Origin of the sequence: Erysipelatoclostridium sp. An173 (assembly GCF_002160495.1) — a bacterium.
GTDB classification, from domain to species: domain Bacteria; phylum Bacillota_I; class Bacilli_A; order Erysipelotrichales; family Coprobacillaceae; genus Thomasclavelia; species Thomasclavelia merdavium.
Genome location: NZ_NFKR01000059.1, coordinates 1 through 9,603 on the forward strand (window position 1 = coordinate 1; position 9,603 = coordinate 9,603).

The window sequence follows — 9,603 nt, forward strand, 5'->3', positions numbered from 1 at the left end:
ACTATCGTTGTAATGTCAATACTTTTCTTTGAAAAAATGATAAAAAAGAGAGGGCATATTTGCAATATAACCCTCATATGTCATTCATTCCTTAACTTAATGACATTGGGCTTAACCAGGTTTACTTTTTTTTAATGAAGATGTAGCTGGTCCATTTAATAATTTACCATAACAATTATAGATTGAACCATGACAAGGACAACACCATGTTTGATCTTGTAAATTAAATTCAACTACACATTTTAAATGCGGACAATACGGTGACATATAAAAAACTCGATCATCAAAATCTCGATAAATCGCTAATAAACGGCCACGATGCCGTACTACTTTTCCTTCACCAGCTTTTAATTTAACATCTTTAGCCACAAAAATGCGATTTTTAATCATTCCATGATAATTATTTTTGATTAACTTAACAATATCACTACCGGCATGCAAATAATTACCATTACCAATAGCATATAACGAAGCATATTTACTATCTTGATAAACTATTAAGTCATAAATAATCTTACTTGCAACATGACTTAAAGTCATTCCCCATTTATCATAACCATAACTAACATATTCATAATCATTTATTTTACCAATATATGGCAATTTACGTAATGCTTTAGTATCTTGTCCATACCAGTTTTTTTTAGCTAATTGATCAATAACTAAGCAGTGCTGATTATCGACTAATCGCTTAGAATAATTAGTTGTTAAATCTAAAACGCTATTACTATTGCTTTGGATATTTTGATAACTTATATGTTCGCGTTCTTGTAATAATCTAATGAAATAACCATGTTGTAAATTAATTGGATAGCGTGTCATCCAGATTGCTTTTTTTGTTTTGATAATAAGATTATTTACTTTCAAATTAACTAAATTGTCTTCGATAAAACTATCTCTTACTAATGAGTGTTCATAAATTTCAATATTATTACAAAACTGTAATAGCCCTGCTAAATATTTTAAAGGATGAAAAATAGCCTGATTGTTAAGTCCCATAGAAGCTTGATACCCTTCTAGTTCATTTTCTAATACATTAAAGCCCCATTTTTTTAACATGGCTATTTGCTCAATGATTTTTTCACTGTTTTTTTCATCATTAGCTCCAATATAAGAAATATTCTCCTGATAGTCACAATCAATTTGTTTTTCGTCAATTATCTTTTTAATTTCACAAAAAGCTTCATAATTAGATTCTAAATATTGCTTGGCTTTATTGATATTATATGCTTTTGCAAGTTCACTATAAATTGCGCCATGTAAATATGTTACTTTACCAGTAGTGTGCCCTGTAGTTTGACTAGCTAGGGTATTTGCTTCTAATAAAGCTACTTTTAAGCCACTATTATTTAAACGATATGCCAAAGTAATTCCACTTATTCCCCCACCAATGATAACTACATCATAATTTGCTTCTTTAGTTATTTGGGGATAACTATTTAGTTTAACTGTTTTTTGCCAATAAGATTGATTCTCCATATTTTCACCTAGTTTATTTATACCCAAATAAATTAAATTTAAAAAGTTTTTAAATAAAAAGTAATTTTTAATATTAAAGGGTATATAAATAGTAGCTATATAAAATTTAGGAGGTAAACATGGAAAAAAAGCTTTCAAATTTATTTTTTAAAAATTTACTTATTGAACGTAATTTAATTCCATTAATTATTAATCAAGCTCTATTCAATGGAAAAGACTATATCAAAAATGAAGATTTGCTGGATATTGATATTGCATTTATAAAAGAAGAGATTGAAATTATGTCTAATAAAATTCAAAATTTTGATCTCATTGTCAAAAGATTTGCTAATCAAATATTTTTATTAGTTATTGCTAAATATCAAAGTGATATTGATCAGGATATTTTAAAAATTTATGAACGTTTTTGCTATGAATCGATTGCTACTAAAATAACTTTATCTGATGATAAATTTAAAAATCTTCAACCAAATGTTTATACTTTTGTTATTATCCACAGTGAACCAAAAAAACAATTATATAACTAAAAAAGTACTAACTATAGTACTTTTTTATTCAATCGGTTTTAAGTTTTTCATTGAAAAATCCAAGATTGGTGCATTATATGTAATTGCTCCTGATGAAACAAAATCAACACCAATAGCCACAATTTCTAGTAATCTTTCTTCAGTAACATTACCAGAACATTCAGTCTGTGCCTGATGATCAATTAAGGCAACAGCTTTTTTCATCGTTTCATTATCCATATTATCAAGCATGATAATATCAGCTTTAGCTGCTATTGCTTCTTGAACTTGTTCTAGTGTTTCTACTTCAACTTCGATTTTACGAACAAATGGTGCATATTCACGAGCTAAAGCAACTGCTTTTGTAATACTTCCAGCTGCACCGATATGATTATCTTTAATTAAAACACCATCTGATAAATTATAACGATGATTAGTTCCGCCACCAACTTTTACTGCATATTTTTCAAATATACGGTTATTAGGAGTTGTCTTACGGGTATCTAATAATTTTGTTTTACTACCTTTTAAAATATCAACTGATTTTTTTGTATAAGTAGCAATACCACTCATTCGTTGCAAATAATTTAAAGCAACTCGTTCACCAGATAATAAAACTCTAATATCACCAATGACTTCTCCAATATGATCACCATTTTTAATAATATCTCCATCATGATATGTTGTTTTAAATTGACAATCTGGATCTAATAATTTAAAAGTTCTTTCAAAAACTTCTAAGCCACAAATAATCCCATCTTGCTTACAAATTAAATCAACACGTCCTAATTTAGGCTCTTTCATAATGGCATTTGTTGTAACATCTTCACTAGTAATATCTTCTTTTAAAGCACTTAAAATATATTCATCAATATTAACTTTAAGATTTACACCATTTATCATAAAATTCACCATCTTTTCTTTTAATCTCATCCATAATTAACTGTTTGTTTTCTATTGCCAATTTTTCTTTATCATAATTATCTAAATTGATAATTCGATCAATTAATAGTGTATCATCGATATGTTCACTAATTTTTTTAGCTGCTCTTTTAGCAAAAACTAAGCTTTCAAGCAAAGAATTACTAGCTAACCGATTAGCACCATGGACTCCATTACAAGCTGTTTCACCAACGGCATAAAGATTTTCCATTGATGTTTGACCCCAAGTATCTGTTTTAATTCCACCCATTAAATAATGTTGCGCAGGAACAACAGGAATTGGATCTTTAAACATATCATAACCTTCTTCCAAACATTTTTTATATATATTTGGAAAGCGATTTTTTATTTGATCATGATCCATATGAATTACTGATAAGTAAACATACTTTGCATTATATTTATCCATTTCCGCCTTAATAGCATTACTAACAACATCACGAGGCAATAATTCGTCAACAAAACGTTCCATCCGCGGATTTAATAGATATGCGCCTTCGCCACGAACTGATTCACTTATTAAAAAACTACGTCCTGGCTTAGTAGTATATAAAGTAGTTGGATGAATTTGAATATAATTTAAATTTTCTAATTCGATGTTATTTCTTAGTGCAATAGCAAAACTATCACCGGTAATGTGTCTAAAATTTGATGAATGCTGGAATAAACCACCAATTCCACCAGTAGCTAAAATAATCATTTTAGCATTAATTTGCATTACTTTACCATCTTTTTCAACTACGATACCTGTTGCGACATTATTTTTATTTATAATGTCTAACATTGTAGCATTTTCAACAACAGTTATATTTTTACGCTTTTCAATTTGCATTATCAATTTGGAAGTAATTTCTTTACCAGTAACATCTTGATGATGCAAAATCCGATACTGTGAATGTGCTCCTTCACGGGTATAGGCTAAATTCCCTTCGCTATCACGATCAAACTCAACGCCATAATCCATTAAATCTTTCATAATTTGTGGTGATTGTTGAATCATAATCTTAACAGATTCTGGATTATTCTCATTACGACCCGCTTTTAATGTATCTTGATAAAAAGCATCAAAGTCATCAGCACTTTTTAAGGTACAAATACCTCCTTGTGCCAAATAAGAATCACTATTTTCTTTTTTATCTTTAGTAATCATTAAAATTTTTAAATTTTCTGGTAAACAAAGTCCAGCAAAAAGACCCGCTGCACCGGTACCAACAATTATTACATCATAATTATCATCCATGTTTTAGCCCCTCTTACTTAGCAAGTTCATGCATTCTTTCTAATGGTTTTTTTGCTTTAGCCATAAACTCATCATCTAATTCTACTTTGTTTAAACCATATTTTAAACAATCCCGTACTTTTTCCAATGTATTTTTCTTCATATTTGGACATACAAGTTTCTCACTAGCTAAATAAAACTTTTTATTTGGATTTTGTTTTTCCATTTCATGAATTACACCAACTTCAGTAACAACAATAAACTCATCATGTTCATTATCATTAGTTGCATAATCAATGATTCCTGATGTACTACCAGCATAATCTGATAATGCAACACATTCAGGTTTACATTCTGGATGGATTAAAATTGGTGCATTTGGATGCGCTGCTTTAGCCTTTTTTAAATCCTCAACAGTAATTTGATAATGGCTAGGGCAGTGCCCATCACAAAATAAGAAATTCTTTTCAGGAAACATTTTAGCAATGTGATGCCCTAAATTTTGATCTGGTATAAATAAAATATTTTTATTTGGTAAAGCTCCAACAATTTTTTTAGCATTTGATGATGTAACACAGACATCTGACAAAGTTTTTATCTTAGCTGTTGAATTAATATAACATACTACACACAAATCATCATATTGTTCTCTCATATTATTGATAAATTGTTCATCAACCATATGAGCCATTGGACAATCTGCATTTGCATCTGGCATTAGTACTGTTTTATTAGGGCTTAATAGCTTAGCACTTTCACCCATAAATTCAACTCCCGCAAAGACGATAACATCTTGTGGACAGTCAACAGCTATTTTTGATAAATAATATGAATCACCTAGATAATCGGCAATATCTTGAATTGCACCATCAACGTAATAATGTGCTAAAATAACAGCATTTTTTTCTTTTTTTAATTGATTAATTTCTTCGATAATTTCCTTCATTAATCTATCCCCATTCACTATTCTATGTTAGGTATAAATATCCCATAAAACTATTATAATGTCAAGTGAAAATATTAACAAGACTTATTTAAACAATAAAATAATCTTTTTTAGTTATGAAAAAACAGATTACCAATGTGACTTTTGATAATCTGTCATTACATTTATTATTTTATTGATAACAATTGTGCTGCTGTATTTTCTAAATTAATTTTAGCACTTTTAATTTCATCATACTTAGCTTGATCACATGTTTCAAAATCAACTTTCTTAATTAACTTTTTAAAACTTGCTAGTTCATTTTTTATCATTGATTTTGTTTGTTTATCAAGTTTTTTACCATGTTGTACTAAAGCAGAATCAACTTGCATTACTAATGTTTCAACTTCATTTTTGAATACTAAACGTTCTTTTAATAGCGCATCTTGCTGTTCGAACTCTTTAGCTTCTCTAATTGCCTGTTCAATATCTGATTCTGACATATTTGAAGTATTTTCAATAGTAATACTTTGCATATTACCACTAGCTAGATCTTTAGCCGAAACATTAACAATTCCATTGGCATCAATGTCAAATGTAACTTCGATTTGTGGGACCCCACGCATTGCTCTTTTAATTTTTTTCAATTTGAACTTTCCTAAGCTTTTATTATCCTTAGCTAAAGGACGTTCTCCTTGTAAAACATTAATTTCTACTTGAGTCTGGAAGTTACCAGATGTAGTAAAGATCTGACTGTGACTTGTTGGAATCGTAGTATTACGTTCAATCAATGGTGTTGCTACACCGCCAACAGTTTCAACAGATAATGTAAGTGGTGTTACATCCAATAACAAGACATCAAAATTACCAGTTGTTGTTAAATCACCTGATAATTTACCACCTTGAATACTAGCTCCTTGAGCTACACATTCATCAGGATTTAAAGATTTACTTGGCTCAATCCCGGTAATTTCTTTAATTTTTGCTTGAACTGCTGGGATTCTTGATGAACCACCAACTAAAATAATTTTATTTAACTCACTTGGAACTAACTTAGCATCATTTAAAGCATTTTGCATTGGTAAAACAACACGATCAACTAAACCTTTTGTAAGCTCATTAAATTTATTTCTAGTAATTTCAACCTCTAAATTTTTAGGTCCGGTACTTGTATTTGTAATAAATGGTAAATTTACAATTGTTGTAATCATAATTGATAATTCAATTTTAGCTTTTTCAGCTGCTTCATTGATTCTTTGCATAGCAACCTGATCATTACTTAAATCAATTCCTTCAGCTTTTTTAAATTCTTCTAAAATATATTTAGCAACTACATCATTAAAATCATCGCCACCTAAATGATTATCACCTGAAGTAGATAATACCTCAATTACCCCATTTCCAATTTCGATAATTGAAACATCGAACGTTCCACCACCAAGATCAAAAACCATTACTTTTTGGCCATAGCTGTTTTCTAGACCATAAGCTAAGGCAGCTGCCGTTGGTTCGTTAATAATTCTTTTAACATTTAAACCAGCGATTCTTCCAGCATCTTTTGTTGCCTGACGTTGAGCATCATTAAAATAAGCTGGTACAGTAATAACTGCATCATTAATTGGTTCATGTAAATAAGCTTCCGCATCAATTTTTAATTTTTGTAAAATCATTGCTGAAATCTCTTGCGGACTATAATTTTTACCATTGATTCTTTTTCGATAATCTGTTCCCATTTCTCTTTTTATTGAAACAATAGTGTTTTGAGGATTAGTTACCGCTTGTCTTTTAGCGTTTTCACCTACTAATCTTTTACCATCATTTGTAAAAGCAACAATACTGGGTGTCGTTTTATTTCCTTCGGCATTAGGAATGATAACAGCTTTGCCATCTTCCATATAAGCCATACAACTATTTGTAGTTCCTAAATCAATTCCAATTACTTTACTCATTAATTAACATCTCCTTTTATTAAAAGCAACAACAACTTAATAAACAGTTAATCATCATGATACTATAACAACATTGAATCGGATCACCAAATGGCGAACCATATGTTTCTTGACCTTGTTGATACTGTCTTTGTCCCCCACGGAGCTGTTGTAATAATAACATATATTGTAAATTACCTGGTTCCATTTGCGCAGCTGTTTGAGCATATTCAACTGCTGTAATGTTATTACCAATTCCATTCATAGCAATAGCACTATAATAGAACCACATTGCATTTCTTGTTTTAATCTGATCTAAAACATTTAAAGCTTCTTGATATCTTCTTGCATTTATAAAACCAGCCGCTTCATTAAAAGCACTTTGGTCATTTGTATATTGATATTGATAACTAGATTGTCCGTTATAACCCGCACTTTGACTATTACCATATGTTCGATTAGTAAAGCCTTTTTTACGCTCATCCATAATCGTTTTATATGCAGTCTGTACTTCTTTAAATTTTTCAGTATACGCTGCTTGATTAGGGTTGTTGATATTAGCATCAGGATGGTATTTTTTACTTAGCGTACGATATGCTTTTTTTACTTCATCATCAGTTGCATCTGGTGATATTCCTAATATTTGATACGGGTTCATCATTTCCTACCTTCCAATCGTTTTTGTTTAACCATTTCATATCTTGTCCATACCCCACCATATAAAATATTTCTTATTAGTGAAGCATTTTCAATAATCGGTAATCTTTCAAAAGCCATTGTAGCTTCTGAAATCATTAATTCTAAAATTTCTTTACTTCTATTTTCAAAATCATCTGTTTGATACAATTCTTTAAAAGGATTAAAAGTTCCTTTTTTTAAATCACTTTCTATATCTTCATAAGCATCTATAAAATAAATAAATTTTCCTAAATAAAAACCAAGATGGTACAACTCATCATACCATTCATCATTTTTATAAGCACATATTTCGCCCATAACTTTACCAAAATGATTAGATATTTCATCAAGATTAACCTTATCTTGCTTTTCAGACAAATTTATTTCCTGTAAACAAGCCTCAATCTTAGCTACTTTATCAGGATATTCATCCTTTACTTCTTGATAAGCTTTATTAATTAACTTCTTATAAGCTTGTTTAGAAACTTTTCGTTCATCTTGCCAATCATCTTCACATTTAAAATAAGTTAAAACTATGGTCATCTTAGCTGCATAATCAACACATTCGTTATAACGGGTTAAATGTTTTTTCATCGGATGAACTATACAACGTCTTTGTTCAACCTTTGTTTCTGGTTCATATAATCCAGACAATAAGATACTAATAAAATTTAAATCAAAATTCAAGGAAATTTGGGCTCTAGCCCCATATTTTTCCTTTAAGACTTTACATAAGCCACAATAATAAGAATGATAAACATCATATTCCTTAAATTTTAATTCTGGTTTGTTAACAACTACATAGCCAAACATCTTACGTTCTCTTTTCAAATTTATTTTGACAGCTTGGACAAGTAACAATTACTTTCCCATTTCCTTTAGGTACCCGTACTTTTTGTTTACAGTTAGGACAACTAAAATATTTATGACTTGGATCTTGACGATTCATTAATTTTAACTCTAACCATCTGCTTAACGGTTTAAAGAAATTTAAATATTTTTCATTTTCACGATTACGAGCAAAAATATTTTTAGAAAACATTCTAAAAATTGCAATTAACCATGAAGCATATGCAATAAAAAGAATTATTGGGCTTTGAATAAATAAAGTAATAACAAAGCAAGCAATACAAATGATCATTAAAAAACTATTTAACTGATCTATCCCATATCTTCCTTGCATAAATGCATTAAATCTTTCTCTCATTACTATTCCCCATTTCAATGTATTCAGTATATTTATCAAATATTAACTATTAATGAACTGTAAATAAAAGTTTTATTAAATATGGCTATTCATCAACAAAAAAGAAGTGTCATTATTAACTGACACCTCAATCCTTACAAAATTTCTAAAACACAGCTTTTACTCTTATTTTATCATAGCCAAAATTTCTTCTAGTGGTTGATCGCTTGCTAGCATCTTAAAAATCAATTCATACTCACCAACTTCTAAGTTAGCTAAAATATCAATATCCTCATCTGGATATTTTATCTTAAATAATTGTAATGTTAAATTTTTAATCTCATCTTTTTTCCCTAGTTCTTTTCCAATTTCTATTCCTTCTTCTTTGCCTCGGATATAATTAGCCTTCATTTCACTGTTTTTGGCTTGAATGTTTAATTCCCGATTATATGCTGCCAGCCTTAATTCTTCATCCTGATTGAATCTTTCCATCTTATCTTTCATTATCCCGATCACCTTCATCTTCTCTAGCCCCATTATATCATCTGTTATTCCATTTGCAAAGATATAGAGCGCCAGCTCCAGTTCGTTGAACTTATCTAATCCCTTATATTCTTCAATTACATTGATGTATGGTAATTGGACATAGACTCTCGTCGTTAGATTGTTCTTTTCCAGTTTTCCTTTTTCATTTCGGCTTTGATATGTATCATATAGGGTTAGATTATCACTATCAACAT

At 29.7% G+C, this 9,603-nt stretch carries 10 protein-coding genes; 1 reads left to right on the top strand and 9 read right to left on the bottom strand.

Annotated elements, in window-relative coordinates:
• Positions 1-111: 111 nt before the first annotated feature.
• Positions 112-1,479 carry an FAD-dependent oxidoreductase gene (locus tag B5F09_RS13855; RefSeq protein ID WP_087374913.1) on the bottom strand — a complete coding sequence of 456 codons (1,368 nt, stop codon included), beginning with the start codon at positions 1,477-1,479 and terminating at the stop codon, positions 112-114.
• Positions 1,480-1,598: 119 nt separating this feature from the next.
• Between B5F09_RS13855 and B5F09_RS13860 the strand changes: the two genes are divergently transcribed.
• Positions 1,599-2,006, top strand: coding sequence for a hypothetical protein (locus tag B5F09_RS13860; RefSeq protein ID WP_087374915.1), 408 nt, complete (start codon positions 1,599-1,601; stop codon positions 2,004-2,006).
• A gap of 24 nt (positions 2,007-2,030) precedes the next feature.
• Here B5F09_RS13860 and nadC read toward each other — a convergent pair whose 3' ends face one another.
• From nadC to B5F09_RS14910, 8 genes are all read right to left on the bottom strand, one after another.
• A complete protein-coding gene (nadC, locus tag B5F09_RS13865; RefSeq protein ID WP_087302389.1) occupies positions 2,031-2,888 on the bottom strand; it encodes a carboxylating nicotinate-nucleotide diphosphorylase in 858 nt (285 codons plus the stop codon).
• Positions 2,866-4,167, bottom strand: coding sequence for an L-aspartate oxidase (locus B5F09_RS13870; RefSeq protein WP_087302391.1), 1,302 nt, complete (start codon positions 4,165-4,167; stop codon positions 2,866-2,868). The genes nadC and B5F09_RS13870 overlap by 23 nt, the downstream gene beginning before the upstream one ends.
• A 13-nt stretch (positions 4,168-4,180) precedes the next feature.
• Positions 4,181-5,092, bottom strand: coding sequence for a quinolinate synthase NadA (gene nadA, locus B5F09_RS13875; RefSeq protein ID WP_087302393.1), 912 nt, complete (start codon positions 5,090-5,092; stop codon positions 4,181-4,183).
• Between the two features lie 167 nt (positions 5,093-5,259).
• Complete coding sequence (dnaK, locus tag B5F09_RS13880; RefSeq protein ID WP_087374917.1) at positions 5,260-7,020, bottom strand: molecular chaperone DnaK; 1,761 nt, start codon at positions 7,018-7,020, stop codon at positions 5,260-5,262.
• Between the two features lie 19 nt (positions 7,021-7,039).
• Positions 7,040-7,657 (bottom strand): J domain-containing protein, encoded by a 618-nt coding sequence (locus B5F09_RS13885; protein WP_087374923.1) that lies wholly within the window; start codon positions 7,655-7,657, stop codon positions 7,040-7,042.
• The gene (locus B5F09_RS13890; protein ID WP_087302399.1) at positions 7,657-8,490 is read right to left on the bottom strand and encodes a DUF5685 family protein; all 834 of its coding nucleotides are present in this window, start codon (positions 8,488-8,490) and stop codon (positions 7,657-7,659) included. The genes B5F09_RS13885 and B5F09_RS13890 overlap by 1 nt, the downstream gene beginning before the upstream one ends.
• A 1-nt stretch (position 8,491) precedes the next feature.
• Entirely contained in the window at positions 8,492-8,884 is a 393-nt protein-coding gene (locus B5F09_RS13895; protein ID WP_087374919.1) for a hypothetical protein, read from the bottom strand.
• Positions 8,885-9,049: 165 nt separating this feature from the next.
• Positions 9,050-9,603, bottom strand: a 554-nt coding sequence (locus tag B5F09_RS14910) for a hypothetical protein (protein WP_087374921.1), incomplete at its 5' end; no start/stop codon positions are given.

Coding starts and splice junctions, on each gene's coding strand:
- B5F09_RS13855 (WP_087374913.1), bottom strand. CDS start 1,479: ATGGAGAATCAATCTTATTGGCAAAAAACAGTTAAACTAAATAGTTAT.
- B5F09_RS13860 (WP_087374915.1), top strand. CDS start 1,599: ATGGAAAAAAAGCTTTCAAATTTATTTTTTAAAAATTTACTTATTGAA.
- nadC (WP_087302389.1), bottom strand. CDS start 2,888: ATGATAAATGGTGTAAATCTTAAAGTTAATATTGATGAATATATTTTA.
- B5F09_RS13870 (WP_087302391.1), bottom strand. CDS start 4,167: ATGGATGATAATTATGATGTAATAATTGTTGGTACCGGTGCAGCGGGT.
- nadA (WP_087302393.1), bottom strand. CDS start 5,092: ATGAAGGAAATTATCGAAGAAATTAATCAATTAAAAAAAGAAAAAAAT.
- dnaK (WP_087374917.1), bottom strand. CDS start 7,020: ATGAGTAAAGTAATTGGAATTGATTTAGGAACTACAAATAGTTGTATG.
- B5F09_RS13885 (WP_087374923.1), bottom strand. CDS start 7,657: ATGAACCCGTATCAAATATTAGGAATATCACCAGATGCAACTGATGAT.
- B5F09_RS13890 (WP_087302399.1), bottom strand. CDS start 8,490: ATGTTTGGCTATGTAGTTGTTAACAAACCAGAATTAAAATTTAAGGAA.
- B5F09_RS13895 (WP_087374919.1), bottom strand. CDS start 8,884: ATGAGAGAAAGATTTAATGCATTTATGCAAGGAAGATATGGGATAGAT.